This window comes from Shimazuella alba (genome assembly GCF_009831235.1).
Lineage (GTDB): Bacteria > Bacillota > Bacilli > Thermoactinomycetales > Thermoactinomycetaceae > Shimazuella > Shimazuella alba.
Genome location: NZ_WUUL01000005.1, coordinates 264,131 through 279,494 on the forward strand (window position 1 = coordinate 264,131; position 15,364 = coordinate 279,494).

Here is a 15,364-nt window from a genome sequence, read left to right on the forward strand (position 1 = left end):
GCACACAAATAAATTATTCCGATAAATGCTCAAAAACCCCATTTCGCTTCTAGAATTGGGGTTTCCATGCTTGGAACTATTCTTCTGAAATGTGCAGGGTTGGATAGATGGTTTGGTATTTTTCCGTTAAATATTTGATATATGGATCAATGGACAATGCTTGACCTGTAGCCCTTTGAATCATTTCTGTTGTGCTAAACTTTTTACCGTGTTGATAAATATTCGTTTTCAACCAACTATGTAAAGTATCAAACTGACCGTGTGTCATTTCTTCTTTTATCGATGGATGTATTTGTTGTGCAGCATCGAAAAGTTGACAACTTAGGATATTCCCAATGCTGTACCCTTGAAACTGCCCTCCAATAAAATCGGTAAACCAGTGAACGTCCTGTAAAACACCATCTTTCACTTCCGTTATATCGACACCTAAGTCTTCTTTGTAACGTTGTCTCCAAGCTTCTGGAAGATCAGTAACATCTAATTTACCAGTTAAGAGTTCCAATTCTAGATCGAATCGAATAATAACATGCAAATTATATGTAATCTCATCTGCTTCTGTTCTAATTTCAGAAGGCGAAACATGGTGCATGGCGCGATAAAATGTTTCCATTGGAACTGCACCAAGCTGTGTAGGAAAAACAGACTGCAATTTTGGGTAGAAATATTCCCAAAATTCACGACTCTTTCCTACTAGGTTTTCCCAAAGGCGTGATTGGCTTTCATGAAGGCCTGAAGATATACCTTTCATAAGTGGTGTGCCAAATAGTTCAGGTGAAATTCCTAATTCATATAATGCATGGCCAGATTCGTGCATACTACTAAATAACCCATCTGTTACTTCCCATTCTTTGATCCGGGTCGTAAATCGAACGTCATCTCCTGCTAGACGAATCATAAATGGATGTGGAGAAAAATCTTGGATCGTTCGAGAACGGTCAACGCCAATATGATCCAAAACAACTTCAATAAACTGGAGTTGCTTTTGTTTGGGATAATGTTGAAGCAGACATTTTCGATCTACTGGCTCTGATTGGCGAATTTGCTCAATCATTGGCACTAGTTTCTTTCGAAGGTCTTGAAACAGTGGTTGCAGAATCGAAACATACATCCCTTCATCACTACGATCTATTAATGGATCAGCAATATGGTGATATCCAGGGAAATAGGATGCGTATTCTTTGCTATACTCCAATGTTTCCCGCAAAAGAGGAGATACAAGGGTAAAATTGTTTTGCTTTCTTGCCTTCACCCATGTTTGATAAACACGTGCAGTATGTCCAAAAAACTTCTCCATAAATGCAGGTGGAATTTTTCGCGCTTTTTCATACTCTTTGGCTACTTCTGATATCAATCTAGATTCTAAGGAATCAGCAGGTAATGTAGTAGCCCAAGGTATTAGTTGATCTAACATCTCTCCCATTTTCGGATCAACTAATTTTTCATGGGTCAGCCGACTGATAAAACCTAGTTGTTCTCCTCGATAATCAGCATTGGCAGTGGGCATCCCTGTAGACTGATCCCATACAAGCAGATGAATAAAAGATTCCAAATTAATATATTCCTTTAGATAACTCCGAAAAGATTGGTATAGTTCCAAAATGAAGACCCCTTTCATACTCATAGGATACAATTACAACAAATATTTATTTTTCCTGCTTGTGTAACAAACTTACTTTCTATCATCGCAAAAAAAAGGGGCGATTTCTACTGAGTAGTAGAAAATCACCGCAAAAAAAAGAGAGAGTCTAACTATAGAGAAATAACTTTTTTTGTTTGCTGTATCAAAGGCTGTTCTAAATCAACAATCGGTCCATCGCCACGTTTTAAGACTTTCGCAAAAGCTTGTGATGGTTGTAAATATGCAACCATATAATCAATGGCGACTTGTGGGTCAACAGTATGACCACAGGTATAACAGTCTAATGCAGCAAATCCTTTTTCAGGATACGTATGAATCGAGAGATGACTCTCCGATAACATCACTAGAACTGTAACACCTTGAGGGTCAAAATTTTGGGCTTGTACCGATAGAACAGATGCTCCACAGGACTCAGCAGCCTGTATCATATACTTCTTTAATTCTTCTGCATTGTTTAATAGGTCAAACGGCACACCCCAGGCATCCATAGCCACATGCCTTCCGAAAGTAGAATATTCTTCCATCTTCCGGCCCCCCTTCCTAGCAAAAAATTGGTGTGAGCCAAATTCCGCTAGGATCGTATTGGATCACTTATGGGGGAAGGTTAGTCCAATGAGGTCCCAACCCTTCGAGTGAATCACTGATCCTAATAGCTCAAGTTGGTTTTGTTGCAACATCCTGTACCTTATCATATTATATGGAGAAATTCAATCGCTTTTATAAAAATAATCTACATACCAATAATATTATACCCACCATCGACATGCAGCACTTCACCAGTGATTCCTCTACCTAAATAACTGCACAAAAAAAGAGCTACATCTCCCACTTCTTCTGCATCTATTCCTCTACGCAATGGTGCACGTTCTTCCACAACAGATAACATATAATCAAAATCCTGAACATGTTGAGTTGCCGATGTGCGAATAGGTCCAGCGGAAATCGCATTGACTCTTATATTAGCTGGACCTAACTCATGTGCTAAATATCTGACGCTGGATTCCAATGCAGACTTTGCCACACCAAAAATTGGATAGTTAGGAAGCACCTTTTCTGAACCCATATGTGTCAAGGTAACAATTGTACCTCCATCCACCATATATCGTTTCGCTTCTTGTGCAGCTAAAACAAGCGAATATGTATGAACTTCGTGTGCAGAAAGAAATTGATCACGAGTTGTTTGTAAATAAGAATAAGGTAAATTCTCTGCTTTTTTTAATGCGATGCTATGCACCAAACCATCAATTTTTCCCCATTGATCGTTTATCTTGGCAAATGCATCGTACATATTTTTATCATTGTTCACATCGCATACTGTACAAAAAGAATTAGGCATTTCATCATCTACGAGCTGACTCACTGTTTTTCCGATCTGTTCATTCTCATAGGTAAAGAAAAGCTCAGCACCTGCATGATATAACGATTTAGCAATCGACCATGCAATACTGCAAGAATTCGATACACCCATTACAACAACCTTTTTCCCTTTCATTAAGGCTTTCAACGAAGCACCTCTTTCTTCCAAAAAAACAAAATAAACCCAGATACATGACAGCCTACAAAAAAATGCTGGCAGTGTCAATTTTAAAGTCATTTTGGGGATAATAAAAGGAATGAATCCATTAGGAGGTTGTCATGATTTCTCTTAACGAGCAAGAAACAGCAATTGTGATCCTCGCCTTAACCAAAGTCATTGAAGATGAACAATCCTACATTCGAGTAGACGAATATAAAAAAGTACTGGACCGTTTGAAAACAGATGATAGATACGATTATGTACCTACACACTTGCATTTACTACATGAACGAGATGAGTTCTAAATTACCATCCTGCTGCAGGGTGTCGAACCAACTTCACATTTTCGATAAGCAAAACGGACTGAGACGAACTCACTTCTTGCAAAGGTTTATTCATGATCATCATGGAAAAGCTATCCTTAGCATGCTCATCTTGCAAAAGTAAACCTGCGTGATCAGAGATAAAAGCAATGGCTTTTTCTGATTCGTCTTTTAGTTGAAAACAAAAAAGATAAGCATCTTGCTCCCGGTCATACATCCATACGTAAGCATTCACATAATCGGGGTTTGTTTCAAGTTCTTCCCACGCAGGAATCGATAATAGGAGAATAGGACTTGTCTCGCCTTCCACCCAACCCCCATCTTCTGGTATTGCAGCTTCTTGTATCTTTGGAACATAACGCTCTGACATCCTATCACCTATCCCTTACAGTGTTGTATGATCAATATTATACCGAAGGGGGACTATAAGTGAAACGATACAGTCAAATGACACCGGAAGAACTTACAAGTTCGATAAAAGAATTGGAAAAAGAGTTAATAGAAGCTAAGAAAAATAAATTAGAGAGCAATGCGGCAATCCTCAAACAAAAAATAAATCTGGCTAAAGCTTATCTCATTGATCCGCAGACTATTCAACTGGAGTTGAAATATGAAATCGAAGGCGAATCAGGGCTTTTTCAGGTAGAATATCTAAATGGAATTTATGCTTGGGGGACATTTAATGGGAAAATTGAAAAAGAGGCGTTTCCTTTATCATTGTTAAAGCCAATAGACGAAAATTAATCTTAAGAAAAAAGATACAGAAAAGATAAGGGATACACCTAGTTCAGTGGAATTGGTCAAGCTTGTTCTGGATCAACACCAGCACTCTCATTTCATCCTCCCGGATGGTTCGTTGCCACACCGCTTTGTGTGTATATCATACCTTGATTTTAATCATAACTTTCAAATTAATATTTGCAGTTTCATTACCATTATTCAAAGAATAAGTTCAAAAATAATAAACTCGTTTTACATGGTTAATATTTCCTTTTTTCGATCATAATACAACTAGGAGGTGCTCGGCTATGTATTATGTGATTCGAGATTCGGAGAAATTACCCCCATCGATCATCCATGAGGATAACTATTTTGCTTGGTACAATCCGATGAAAAAAGATCATCGCATTGAATTTAGAGGCACGATGAACCAATGTTATACGTTTATGAATCGCGACCAAAAGCAATTAACCTTATAGTTAATATTCCGAAATTTCTAGCGGCCGTTGGTCGCTATTGTTTTTTAGGCGATTGGAACCATGAAGATAACTTATGGAGAATAATGTTGGAACAAACAAAATACTACAATAACTCCTCTTGGGTTGAGAAGTGATGTATTATTCAAACTATTTCTATTATGCCACTTGAGAACTGTTTCCTTATCCCATTGTTAAGCTTAGAACAAAACTGTCTTAGTAGAGCAAATAATGGCAGGATTTTCTCGTTCATACCAGATACAATTCCTTCAAGGAGTGAGCACAATATGAAAGGTAGAGTCATTACAAAAAGCTTTGAACACTCCCACCACCTAGCTGACGCTCGAGGTGGGGGATTCTTAGGAACTCCCATCTACGGACAAGATATTTACTAAGCTTCAACCGCCATCCCAGCGGCAATGAGTCTCCTACCTGCTTGCAAGATGTTGTAAGCTGCATTGATATCACGATCATGATTGGAACCGCATTCCGGACACCTCCATGCTCTAAGGTTTAGATTTTTCACGTCTTTGTTGCGGTATCCACAACAAGAACCAACGTTGACTCGAAAGTATTTGGGAGCGGTTATTTTTTCTCCATCCGAAAGGATGGCAAAATGTTTCAATCCTAAGTCGATTCAGCCGATCAGGACAGAGGTTTTTAATATGGTATATGTATCTTATCATAAATAAAAAAAACCTGACCAGCGATAGCCGATCAGGGGGTAGTTCGAGATAACTCCAAAAACGGCCATATAAATGGATGTATTTTCTAAATCGATTCACCAACCAGCGAATCAGTGCCATATACCTTATTGCGACTAAGGAGATGACAAATCGTATTATACTTAAAATAGTATGTAACCTGTCCGAGCTATCGTTACGGAGTTGTCACGTGAACCAGTCCTACTTCGAGAATCTGATGATCAAGGTTAGCAGGAGTGCTCTCTTCTGGTGGGTGCCCATCATCGGAATGTTTCTCCTCTTCTGGGGACTCATTCTGACCTCCCACTTCAGCACTCTCGTGCTCATGATTCCCTGCGTTCTCCTCCCGCTGTGGTGGTTGATGGAGATTCGCATTGCCTGTCACGTTTCGACAAGGACGATCTGAAGTACTGGTGGGAGAACTCTCTCAAGATGCAGCTGGTGATCATCACCTTCCTGAGTCTCGTAGGAGTCAACATTTGGCTGTGGTGCTTCGTCATCAAGTGGTGAAGCTGCTGCCCGGCTCGGACAGATCGGTCTCATCGCAACCTAGATGGGATCGGACTGGAAAATAATATTCATTCATATAGAAGGGATATAACAAAGACCGAGCAGTTTTAGCTTGGTCTTTTTCGCTGCCCAAAAAATGAGTGATTTTTAAGAAATAATTGGTGTGTATTTATAAAGGATTACAAACGAATCTGTGCTATTATTTCTTATGATCCGTGAAAAATGGATATCATAACGCGGTTTTCATTCGTGTGTATCCGCAAAAAGGGATATTATGGGAATTTCGGAGCGCTATTATAAGCAGTTGGAGAAAAAGGGGTTATCCAGCAGTACCATCCGACAACATAAGCAAAGCATATCTCGCTTCATGAGATGGTTCCACACCATGCCAGAATTAAAAAACGGTGATATAGTGGGTTGGCAAAAAGTAATCCGAAAAGATATACGGCAATTTCGTAGGTTATCAGGTAAAGGATTGGATGCTGATGGATCATCGACTATGAATAAATGCCTTTCCATTGGTACAATCAACAACACAGTAAAGCATTTAAAGCAATTCTTTGCTTGGCTATTGGATCAAAACTTCATTCCAGATAATCCTTGTGATGAGGTAGAGCTGATCCCAGAAGATCGCTTTAAAACAAAGTGGATAGAAAAGCAGGTAGAGCGACGATTGATCAATGAAATGCGTGTACGTAGTAGCAACAGGAATAAACATTAACGTAGAAAAGAGGTCCGAGAAAAGGCTATCATTCAATTTTTGATGTTTACGGGAGTACGTGTACAAGAACTCTGCGAAGTAAAAGTATCCGATGTGATCTTAGGTGAACGTTCTGGCTCCGTTGTTGTCCGAGGAAAAGGAAACAAACAGCGAACGATCCCCATCATCAAGGACTTACGCGATACTTTGCGAAAATATAGTTCCATCTAGGCCCAGTGACAGGGTTCCTGTTCTAGTCCGCAAGATTATTTCCAATTCCTGTAATGCTTATCGATGAGATGAACAAAAACCCCGTTACTTTGCGGTCTATGGTAAGAACCCTGTCACCAGATTAATGAAACATAACATCATTTATGTTTACTTAATGAGCAAAATCAGACATCTAAATAGCCAATAAGTAAACATAATTTATTGATTTGGATAGCAAACAGAATGAAACATAATTACTTTGCGGTTAATGGTAGCTACCCTGTCACTACGCCCTCTTTGGATCGGTTCATTTTCCATTTTATGGTTCCGTTACCCCTCAGGCGAGAGTGCTGGTTCTACCCCTTTTTGAAGGAAGGAATGATCTATTGTTTTTAATTTTTGCTTACTCTCATAGAACCAATATACATAGCTCAATGCTTCGTAAGCATTAGAAAATTATCCAAGAGAATCAGAAGAGAATTTCTTAGATGGAATTCTATTTTTAAAAGGTGACATAATCAATAATGAATCCATCAAATAGAGCTGATCCACCAAAATCCACATCATAAAAGACTAAAATAAAGAATCGCCTCCTCAGCGTTATGGAGAAGGCGATCCTCTTTCATACCACTTTTTTCACTTGAAAGAAATGCTTCAGTGCACGATGCGCTTGGCTCTTTTCTGACAAAATGTATAAATTTTGGATCGACCAGTGGCGATATGCTGTCATCAGTGTACTGTGGGGATTATATTGGTATAGATGTCCAGGCTATACCCGTGAAAACAAATCTACATCATTTTTTAAAAATTAGAAATGTCAATTATGAAATTAAAAATATTATTGAACTCAATAAACATGAGTATTGTTTTTTCGGTGGCTGGGCGAGGTTTCATCGGCTATAAGCCCCTCGTCCAGCCAACCCCGGAGACCTGTCACAGGAGGGACGTAAGATCCTCACCACACTTCTCGTGGTATTTGGACCTCGTCGCCAAGTCATCATATAGACGGACAAATTCCCGTAGCACTTCCAGCTCCATGCCGTCCAGAGGGCGGCATCTGACGTCGTACCTTTCTGCACGTTCGCGTCCGTCGCTACCAATGCGGTAGACGAAGCTAAGGTTAGTGGAGCGTACAGGCTCGCCGTCGAGATTGATGCTCACACGGTTAATTTTCCAGAGCTGACCTCGCGCCACCGTGAAGTAGACGTTGTCAGAGAACCCGATCGAATACCATCTTGTTGTCTTTACATGAAGCTTAGACAGGTTGTCTTCATAAGTGGAAGAGTCTTCGGGATCGATTCGACCCTCTTCAAGATCAGCTCGGATCACTTCTAGAATCTCTTCCGACGTATAACGCCTCAGAAGAGCCTCCTCCGCTTCTTTCGGCCATGGGTTTTTTGCACCCTCCATCAGTGGGATCAACTGCTTCCTGTACCAATCTCCGATTTGACAAAGGAGCAAATCAATCTGACAATCACGGGACATTCTGACCTCCAGGGATTTCTAAGAACTACATTTATTATATAGTTGAGAAACACTATTTTAAAGGGTTAATATTCTTTGAATATCGCCAATTTTACTATGACTAAGGTATATCCGAATAGTCTAAATATCAGTACAACTGGGAGTTGATACCCGATATTGAAATCTATTTGGACATGGATCATTACTGATCGTTCAAAAGCACAAATTAAGTCAAATGTGATCTTCGTTTTGCCTGAATGCTTCTATATTCGTTTGTCCCATTCAGATGGAAGGAATATAAAAAAATTAGCTAGATTCTCGCCTACGTATGTAAGACTACTCTTTTATTCTTTTCATCAGTAAATTAAGAGGATAGTAGTTGTTAAATTAAATAACCCGAAACTAGATCGCTTTTTTAAAAAACGACTGTTTATATTCTTCTGGACTTACATATCCCAACGTTCCGTGAATACGGATTTTATTAAACCAATTCACATAGTCACAAAATTCGATTGTAATTTGATCCAGACTGTCAAAAGTCGTTGGATATACAAATTCCGTTTTAATGATTTTAAAAGTAGCTTCTGCAACAGCGTTGTCATACGAACATGCCTTCATACTGAGTGATCTTTTTATGTGAAAGGTGGCTAATGTTTGATCTAGCAGTTGGTTGGCAAACTCTCCGCCTCAATCCGTATGAAACATTTGAATCTAGCGTAAATTCCCCTGAACGGATGCTAATTTCCTCGCAATGAGCTCTTTATTCTTCTGGGAACCAGTGCTGAATCCGATAATCTCCAGATTAAAAAGATCAACCAGAACACAAAGGTAATTCCATTTGTTTTTCACTCGAACATAAGATATCACTCACTACTACTTTTTTTGCTTCATCTTGTTTGAACTGGCGGTTCAGTTTATTCTCCTGTTTGGATTCATTGCTTCTTATTTTTTGGGCTTTAAACTGGGCTTTGGTGTAAGCCATGATCCGACCAATTCGTCGTCTAGACAAGATGAACCCACGTTTATATAGCTCCACTTTGATTTTCCTTGTCCCATAAGTCTTTCGTTTAATATGAAAAATCTCGAGGACAGCTTCTATTATGTCATCCTCGGATTTTCGTTCTTTGGCTTTATAGTAATAGGTACTTCGAGAAATTTGTAGGACTCTGCACATTGCTGATACTGAGTATTTTGTCCGTGTTTTTCTTGATGACAGCTACTTTCGTCCTATGATCAGCACTGCTTGCTTTAAAATGTCGTTTTCCATTCGCAACTGTTTGACTTCTTTTCGAAGGGCGAGGAGTTCTTGTTCTTCAGGGGGATGGTTGTCTTTCCTCCTAGGGGTGGAGGTAGCGAAGCCCGATTTCACCGCCATTTGCTCAAAAAATGGAAAAAGTCGCTTAAGGATAGAGGGAACGAAGACTGATTTGGATATCATCAATCCATTAAATGGAAAACGATTTGAAGCTATGCAAGTAGGTTCAGTGACAGAGTTCCTGCAGTGATCCGTCTGATAGATACCATTATATGGTTACGTTATCCCTCAGGCGCCGGATGGTGGTTTTACAATATTCCTTTGGCTGGACTTTTCTTTTTGATATTCCTCATTTCCCATACTTCTCTTGCTTCTTTATCTATTGTAGCGGTGAATCTATATCCTTCGGTCATATCGTGAAACACAAAAGGAAAAACAATAAAGGAATTACATTTTGCATAGAATAAAGAATCTATTATCTTATCTGCTGTTGTATTGCCACATTCTATCCAGCAAGCCAAATCTTCCCCATATACATCTGCTCTTTCAGATCCGATGACACTACACTCGAACATGGCTATTTTTTCACCTTGGCTTTTTAACCAAGTATATGCCAATGCTTTAAGCTTTGCGTGATCTTCACCTCCACCACTTCGGGCTTTCCTCAATATGTTTTCTTCTATGTTTAAAGTGGTTCCATTCTCCGGTAAGGGTTCAAGCTTTACCCATCCGTTATCAAACACCCCTTGGAGTTCACTTTCTTTCCATTCAAGACGCGGGAAATTAGAATCAGCAGAGTTCCAGAACTCATTCCAGCTTTTAGGATTGCGGATATCATCAAGTGTTTTGAATTGATTATACAAGTACACTTCATTTTTCACATTTGGACATGCAGCTTCTCTTATTTGTTTATAGTCCATGTTAATTTGCGTCCTTTAATTTCCGATGTAATGTCATCCGCGATATTCCTACTTTGTCGGCAACCTGCTGCATGGTCATATTCCCTTGGAGGAGGGTTCCTAGGACCTGAACTGATTTCATAAGACGTATTCACTGGTATTCACCACTGATACCAGTGAATACGTCGTCGCTTTGGGGGCTCTTTTTCATTCCATCAGCATAAAGGACTTTGCATGTTTCTGTCGTATTCCTCTTATTGGAAAAAAATCAGGAGGGATACATATGAGCATTTCTCTAATCATTTCTTTGATAGTGTGTCTGTAGGGTGAAGAGCCTCTCAATGAGGCTCTTTTGCTTATCCAATTACACAATCCTCGCCATACAAAGCTTTGAGAAATTCACCTTCCTGCTCCATCTCCATCTCTGGAAGCTCCACATACATCACGCCTCCACCTTCGCACTCAGGACAACTCTTCCATCCAAAATCAGCACAAATATAACATTCTATCTCCATTCGTCGCTTCATCCTTTCGAATAATGATCAAAGATACCTGATATCCTTCGTTTTGCAGTGTCTTCCCCATGACTCATGATAAAACTAATGAGCTCCAGAAAATCTCTCTCATCTTCTGATAAAGCTTTCTTCGCCAATCGCTTATCAACTAACTTCGAAACGCTAATAAGCCTGTCCGCTAATCGTGGATCTCTCCGCCATTTACAGCCATTTATCCAATCACCTCGAAATTTTGATTTATCTAATATAAGGAAAAATACCATTACCCCTATCATTAAAAGCTGAATTTACCCCGTAGAATTCGAAATTTGGCTATATATACAACTTTATCAGAGCCGTCCTAATCAACGATCAAATCTAATATTCCTTTTGGGAAGTGCTTACGCTCTTTTATAGCTTGTACCATGTATTCTCTAAAGTCCAGCCGGACAACTTTGATTATAAAAACTATCAAAAGCAAACATCCTATCCAACCAAGAACAAAGTTTCTTTGCTTCAACCGTCTCAAATACATGATGTACGATTATTTCTTCTTTGCGAAGACAATTTAATAGCTCATGAAGGGTTCGAGTTACAGTTTTCTTCGTACAATCAAAACGGATACGTTCATTTTTTTCAAAGCAAACAACATGACCATGTAGATCCGCGTGGTATTCTTTTGATAGAACATGTTTGGTATAGTGTTGTTCCCATTCAATACGATCTAGATATCGTTGTTGTATCCGTTCTTGATTGATATCTTCGTTTAACTTGTTGACCTCATCTTGGCTGACTGTTTTAAGAGATTTTTTAATCAACCCAAGCAATACTTCAATACTGCTCACAAAGAACCGAAACAAAATATTTTCCCGTAAGAAATGATGGAATACAAAACGACTAGATCCCATGGACTTATGAATGGAAATGGCTTGTTTTTTGGTTGGATACAAACGAAAACGGAATGCTTGGTGCATTTGTGTCTTTCTCCTTCTTGTTTAAAGGCTGATGATACACCCCCAAAACAAAAAAAGGAAATATTCCGAATGGATAGTATTGCAAAACAAGCAAATACTTCGTCTTTTCACTTTCAAAGAATTTTTTGATCCTGACAGGTATAACATTAGTGAATATCTTCGCAGACGCCGTCTAACTTTAGCTGCTGAGGCACTGTCTAAGAGCAATTGTAAAATCATTGAAATCGCTTTTAAATATGGCTATGAAACCCCAGAAGCATTTACAAAAGCTTTCCGTAAGCAACACGGTATCACACCCAGTAAGCACGAAATCACGTTGGAAAGCTCAACTCCTATAATCGTTTGACCATACAGGTAAATTTGAAAGGGGCAGAGCCAATGAAGTATCAAATTGTATAAAGAGAAGCATTTCAAGTAATTGGTGTAAAACGAGAGTTCACATTAAGAAACGAAGTAAATTCAGCAGATATTCCAAAAATGTGGAACGAAATGCATGAAAACGGAATAGATGATTTCCTATTCCAATTAAATAATGGAGAGATTGAAGTCGTTTTAGGTGGTTGTAGATAAAGTGATACAAAACCAAATCTATCGACTATTGGGTAGCGACCGAGTACAATGGTGAGATTCCTGGAAAATTTTTAAGTAGCAGACAAATGGGCTGTTTTTGAAGTTCATGGACCAATGCCGGATGCGATGACAAAAGCCTGGAAAACGATCTTTTCGGAATGGGGTTTCCTTCAAGTAGATACAAGTATACAGGAGCACCTGAATTAGAAGTATATAGATGGCGACCCTTTCAATCCAAACTTGTATTCTGAAATCTGGATTCCGATAAAATAACAGATTATCGATCTACTAAAAATCACCTATTTGTCACAGTGCAGGAGGAAATACTGGCAGCATGCTAACTACTAGAGATTGGTCAGAAAAGCACCTCCATCTCAGAAGATAGTATCTTGTATAACATAAAAGAAAATTATGCGTCCTGACCACTCAGATTTGGGGGTAGACCTGCACGAATCGCTCAGTCCTCGAACTTGTCGATACTCGACCTAGTGGGGTGACTGATCGTGGAGTCCTAAAGATCCAAACTCTTCTCTTCTCGCTTTTTGGCGAGGAAATCCATGGCATATCCAGAGTTTAGGAGACGGGTTTTCCTCTCATAGAGTGAGGCGTACCTGTCAGGGTACCTCCACTTATATTGATCAGGGTGTTCTCAATCCTGTTCCTCATGGGAATGCCTTTCGTCGAGTCAGGGTCGATTCATGTCAATAATCAGAATTATAAATAAAGACCCTCTTGGCAAAGCTGCGATATAAAAAATAACGCCAACAAAGGCGTTATTTTTGTGAAATTTACTATTCAATAATCTCAATCACTCTACCAACTTGTCCATCTTCTAACCGTACTTTGATCCCATGTGGATGGGTGGGTGATTTGGTCAGAAGGTCTTTTACGACTCCTCTTGTCCTGTTCCCAGTACGCTGATCTTTTTTTAAAATAATATCTACGAGCATTCCTGGACTAAGATTGCTCCTTGTTCTACCGTCCATTTATATGCCTCCAAAGTGTTTCTTCTTATTTTAAGTCTTTTCGTTGATATTTCCTATTCCTTTCAGAAACTATTTTACTTTATATCTTGTAGGTACAGGTAGACAGCTTCCATGTTGCACTTGTTCTATATGGAAAAGGAAGAAAGTCAACAACCCGCTCGACCAAATGATGAAATAAGATATATACATGAAGAAATTACGATCCATAATGGACTTATGGATGGAAATGGCTTATTTTTGGTTGGATACAAACGAAAACGGAATGCTTGGTGCATGTGTTTCTTTCTCCTTCCTTGTTTTTAAGGCTGGATGATACACTCGGAAATAAAAAAGGGAATATTCTGAACTATCTTTCGGAGAGATTGATAAAATAATTACCTTTTACCATTACTACATGAGTTAAAAGAAACCCTTAATAGGATTTATCGAAACAGCTATTTCATACCTTCTTTGATTTTCAAGATCTCCTCGATGTCAAACTTGTTGCTTTTTCTAGAACTGATACATCAAGCCCCACTTTTAACATATTCTTGATGACCTCTACTTCCCCCAGTCTCTTCCACATTTCTTTTCCTTTCTCGTATCCACGTTTCTCAGCAAAGTCTAAAACAGAAATTTCATCCATTATCGCTCTTCTCCCTCATTTGTTCTAATATCCGAGCTTCTTCATCAGGACTTAAATACTCCGATGTTGGTAATACTCTCTTTGTTTCAGACATATCCACCGCCTACTTTCGTAAATTCATAGTTCTTAAAAGAAAAAGCCCAAAAAAGGGCTAATGTAAATAGAAAGTTCCTAACTTATCAGCAACATACTGGAGTAACTATTTCATACTCTCTTTGATTTTAAGAACTTCTTCTTCTGTTAAGTCATTTGCTTTTGCTAATACCGATATAGAAACACCAAATTTTAACATATTTTTGATCGCTTCTACCTTTCCTTCTATCTTCCCTTCCTCTCTTCCACGTTTTTCAGCTTTATCCAATGCAGAACGTTCATCCATTAACACTTTCATTCTCATTTCATATAACATACGTGCTTCTTCATCTTGACTTAAATACTCCAATGCAGCCATTGCCTTTTTTAATTCAGGTTTATCCATCGCCAACTCCTCCCATCTACTCTTATCGATTCCTTTTAGAAAAGAAAGCCAACGAACGAGATGATCTGACAAATTACAGAAACTAGCTAGTTTAGGCAGTTCCAAAAAATGAATCTCGATATCATCCGTTAAAATGTGCCCTGTATGATCTTCCCGCAAATGAAAAATGCTGTGATAGCGGTCATTTGGTATCACACGAAAGTTTAGAATATTGATCGTTATCGTTTTCTTAAGGTCTCCATAAGGTTGACCTTTCTTCAATTGCCCACCATACAGTTTTGACCAATAAAATAAAGTGCGTTTTTGAATATCGTATTTATTAAAAAGCTGAATTTCTAAATTGATTTGTTTTCCATTGGCAGTCTGTGCCCGCACATCTAATATGGATAACTTTTCTTTCACCATTGTTGTGTCAAGATATGGATTGACTAGAATAATATGAGTGAGCGGCTGTTGTTCTGTTTCTTTTAGTGTATCGTTTAAAAATGATAGAAGTACATCTTTATTTTCTTCACTGCCAAAAATTTTTTTAAAAACAAAATCTACTTTGGGGTCTAATATGTCCATTCATCATCTTCCTCTTATTATACTCCTTATATCATCCAAAAAACCAATACAAGCATCATGGTACGACTGGAAGTATTGGAATTTTTTAGAATGATTAATTTTGCATAATTTTAACATGGGAATATATGTTTGTAAATTAATTTTTATGGCAGATTCTATTTTATATACAAAAAACAAGCCCTAACAAGGGCTTACAGCCTGTAGACAAACCCTGCTTTAGCAGGGAGGTCTACAGGCTTTTTTTGTCGAAATAA

21 protein-coding genes and 3 pseudogenes are annotated in these 15,364 nt (G+C 38.7%); 8 read left to right on the plus strand and 16 right to left on the minus strand.

Annotated features, from left to right (window positions below):
• Nucleotides 1–76 precede the first annotated feature (76 nt).
• The 3 genes from GSM42_RS09830 to GSM42_RS09840 all read right to left on the minus strand — a co-directional run bounded on the left by GSM42_RS09830 (nucleotide 77) and on the right by GSM42_RS09840 (nucleotide 3,143).
• A complete protein-coding gene (locus tag GSM42_RS09830) occupies nucleotides 77–1,597 on the minus strand; it encodes a carboxypeptidase M32 (protein ID WP_237446540.1) in 1,521 nt (506 codons plus the stop codon).
• 152 nt (nucleotides 1,598–1,749) lie between these two features.
• On the minus strand, nucleotides 1,750–2,163 hold the full coding sequence (gene speD, locus GSM42_RS09835; RefSeq protein ID WP_160801362.1) for an adenosylmethionine decarboxylase: 414 nt from the start codon (nucleotides 2,161–2,163) through the stop codon (nucleotides 1,750–1,752).
• A 206-nt stretch (nucleotides 2,164–2,369) separates the two neighbouring features.
• Entirely contained in the window at nucleotides 2,370–3,143 is a 774-nt protein-coding gene (locus tag GSM42_RS09840; RefSeq protein ID WP_275402144.1) for an enoyl-ACP reductase FabI, read from the minus strand.
• Nucleotides 3,144–3,274: 131 nt separating this feature from the next.
• Here GSM42_RS09840 and GSM42_RS09845 point away from each other — a divergent pair, with 131 nt between their 5' ends.
• On the plus strand, nucleotides 3,275–3,460 hold the full coding sequence (locus GSM42_RS09845; protein WP_160801364.1) for a hypothetical protein: 186 nt from the start codon (nucleotides 3,275–3,277) through the stop codon (nucleotides 3,458–3,460).
• 1 nt (nucleotide 3,461) lies between these two features.
• On the opposite strand, the gene GSM42_RS09850 is transcribed toward GSM42_RS09845, so the two are convergent.
• A complete protein-coding gene (locus GSM42_RS09850) occupies nucleotides 3,462–3,848 on the minus strand; it encodes a hypothetical protein (protein WP_160801365.1) in 387 nt (128 codons plus the stop codon).
• Between the two features lie 59 nt (nucleotides 3,849–3,907).
• On the opposite strand from GSM42_RS09850, the gene GSM42_RS09855 reads away from it, so the two are divergent.
• Nucleotides 3,908–4,222 carry a DUF1811 family protein gene (locus GSM42_RS09855; RefSeq protein ID WP_160801366.1) on the plus strand — a complete coding sequence of 105 codons (315 nt, stop codon included), beginning with the start codon at nucleotides 3,908–3,910 and terminating at the stop codon, nucleotides 4,220–4,222.
• 284 nt (nucleotides 4,223–4,506) lie between these two features.
• Nucleotides 4,507–4,677, plus strand: coding sequence for a hypothetical protein (locus GSM42_RS09860; protein WP_160801367.1), 171 nt, complete (start codon nucleotides 4,507–4,509; stop codon nucleotides 4,675–4,677).
• A 388-nt stretch (nucleotides 4,678–5,065) separates the two neighbouring features.
• Here the strand turns inward: GSM42_RS09860 and GSM42_RS09865 are convergent.
• Nucleotides 5,066–5,227 (minus strand): annotated as a pseudogene (locus GSM42_RS09865) (zinc ribbon domain-containing protein); the annotation flags it as partial.
• A gap of 326 nt (nucleotides 5,228–5,553) precedes the next feature.
• Nucleotides 5,554–5,685: a hypothetical protein gene (locus tag GSM42_RS21000; RefSeq protein ID WP_275402145.1), complete on the minus strand. Its 132-nt coding sequence runs from the start codon at nucleotides 5,683–5,685 to the stop codon at nucleotides 5,554–5,556.
• A 67-nt stretch (nucleotides 5,686–5,752) separates the two neighbouring features.
• Here GSM42_RS21000 and GSM42_RS09870 point away from each other — a divergent pair, with 67 nt between their 5' ends.
• The 3 genes and pseudogenes from GSM42_RS09870 to GSM42_RS09880 all read left to right on the plus strand — a co-directional run.
• On the plus strand, nucleotides 5,753–5,953 hold the full coding sequence (locus GSM42_RS09870; RefSeq protein ID WP_160801368.1) for a hypothetical protein: 201 nt from the start codon (nucleotides 5,753–5,755) through the stop codon (nucleotides 5,951–5,953).
• Between the two features lie 209 nt (nucleotides 5,954–6,162).
• On the plus strand, nucleotides 6,163–6,609 hold the full coding sequence (locus GSM42_RS09875) for a site-specific integrase (protein ID WP_160801369.1): 447 nt from the start codon (nucleotides 6,163–6,165) through the stop codon (nucleotides 6,607–6,609).
• Between the two features lie 18 nt (nucleotides 6,610–6,627).
• Nucleotides 6,628–6,819 (plus strand): annotated as a pseudogene (locus GSM42_RS09880) (tyrosine-type recombinase/integrase); the annotation flags it as partial.
• Between the two features lie 912 nt (nucleotides 6,820–7,731).
• Here the strand turns inward: GSM42_RS09880 and GSM42_RS09885 are convergent.
• A complete protein-coding gene (locus tag GSM42_RS09885; protein WP_160801371.1) occupies nucleotides 7,732–8,283 on the minus strand; it encodes a hypothetical protein in 552 nt (183 codons plus the stop codon).
• Between the two features lie 381 nt (nucleotides 8,284–8,664).
• Nucleotides 8,665–9,595 (minus strand): annotated as a pseudogene (locus tag GSM42_RS21360) (IS3 family transposase); the annotation flags it as partial.
• Here GSM42_RS21360 and GSM42_RS09900 point away from each other — a divergent pair.
• Nucleotides 9,588–9,767 (plus strand): hypothetical protein, encoded by a 180-nt coding sequence (locus tag GSM42_RS09900; protein ID WP_160801374.1) that lies wholly within the window; start codon nucleotides 9,588–9,590, stop codon nucleotides 9,765–9,767. The pseudogene GSM42_RS21360 and the gene GSM42_RS09900 sit on opposite strands and share 8 nt — an antisense overlap.
• A gap of 58 nt (nucleotides 9,768–9,825) precedes the next feature.
• Here the strand turns inward: GSM42_RS09900 and GSM42_RS09905 are convergent, their stop codons facing one another.
• The 5 genes from GSM42_RS09905 to GSM42_RS09925 form a co-directional block, all read right to left on the minus strand.
• Nucleotides 9,826–10,437, minus strand: a complete 612-nt coding sequence (locus GSM42_RS09905) for a hypothetical protein (protein WP_160801375.1) — start codon at nucleotides 10,435–10,437, stop codon at nucleotides 9,826–9,828.
• A gap of 1 nt (nucleotide 10,438) precedes the next feature.
• Nucleotides 10,439–10,558, minus strand: a complete 120-nt coding sequence (locus tag GSM42_RS21365; protein ID WP_160801376.1) for a helix-turn-helix domain-containing protein — start codon at nucleotides 10,556–10,558, stop codon at nucleotides 10,439–10,441.
• A gap of 214 nt (nucleotides 10,559–10,772) precedes the next feature.
• The gene (locus tag GSM42_RS09915; RefSeq protein ID WP_160801377.1) at nucleotides 10,773–10,931 is read right to left on the minus strand and encodes a hypothetical protein; all 159 of its coding nucleotides are present in this window, start codon (nucleotides 10,929–10,931) and stop codon (nucleotides 10,773–10,775) included.
• Between the two features lie 8 nt (nucleotides 10,932–10,939).
• A complete protein-coding gene (locus GSM42_RS09920) occupies nucleotides 10,940–11,194 on the minus strand; it encodes a hypothetical protein (protein WP_160801378.1) in 255 nt (84 codons plus the stop codon).
• A gap of 150 nt (nucleotides 11,195–11,344) precedes the next feature.
• Nucleotides 11,345–11,884, minus strand: coding sequence for a helix-turn-helix domain-containing protein (locus tag GSM42_RS09925; protein WP_160801379.1), 540 nt, complete (start codon nucleotides 11,882–11,884; stop codon nucleotides 11,345–11,347).
• Nucleotides 11,885–11,963: 79 nt separating this feature from the next.
• Between GSM42_RS09925 and GSM42_RS20600 the strand changes: the two genes are divergently transcribed.
• Nucleotides 11,964–12,230, plus strand: a complete 267-nt coding sequence (locus tag GSM42_RS20600; RefSeq protein WP_237446542.1) for a helix-turn-helix transcriptional regulator — start codon at nucleotides 11,964–11,966, stop codon at nucleotides 12,228–12,230.
• A gap of 1,015 nt (nucleotides 12,231–13,245) precedes the next feature.
• On the opposite strand, the gene GSM42_RS09935 is transcribed toward GSM42_RS20600, so the two are convergent.
• The 3 genes from GSM42_RS09935 to GSM42_RS09945 form a co-directional block, all read right to left on the minus strand.
• Nucleotides 13,246–13,440: a YwbE family protein gene (locus tag GSM42_RS09935; RefSeq protein WP_160801380.1), complete on the minus strand. Its 195-nt coding sequence runs from the start codon at nucleotides 13,438–13,440 to the stop codon at nucleotides 13,246–13,248.
• A gap of 457 nt (nucleotides 13,441–13,897) precedes the next feature.
• Nucleotides 13,898–14,065 (minus strand): hypothetical protein, encoded by a 168-nt coding sequence (locus tag GSM42_RS09940; RefSeq protein WP_160801381.1) that lies wholly within the window; start codon nucleotides 14,063–14,065, stop codon nucleotides 13,898–13,900.
• A gap of 199 nt (nucleotides 14,066–14,264) precedes the next feature.
• Nucleotides 14,265–15,110, minus strand: coding sequence for an Rpn family recombination-promoting nuclease/putative transposase (locus GSM42_RS09945; RefSeq protein WP_160801382.1), 846 nt, complete (start codon nucleotides 15,108–15,110; stop codon nucleotides 14,265–14,267).
• Nucleotides 15,111–15,364 lie beyond the last annotated feature (254 nt).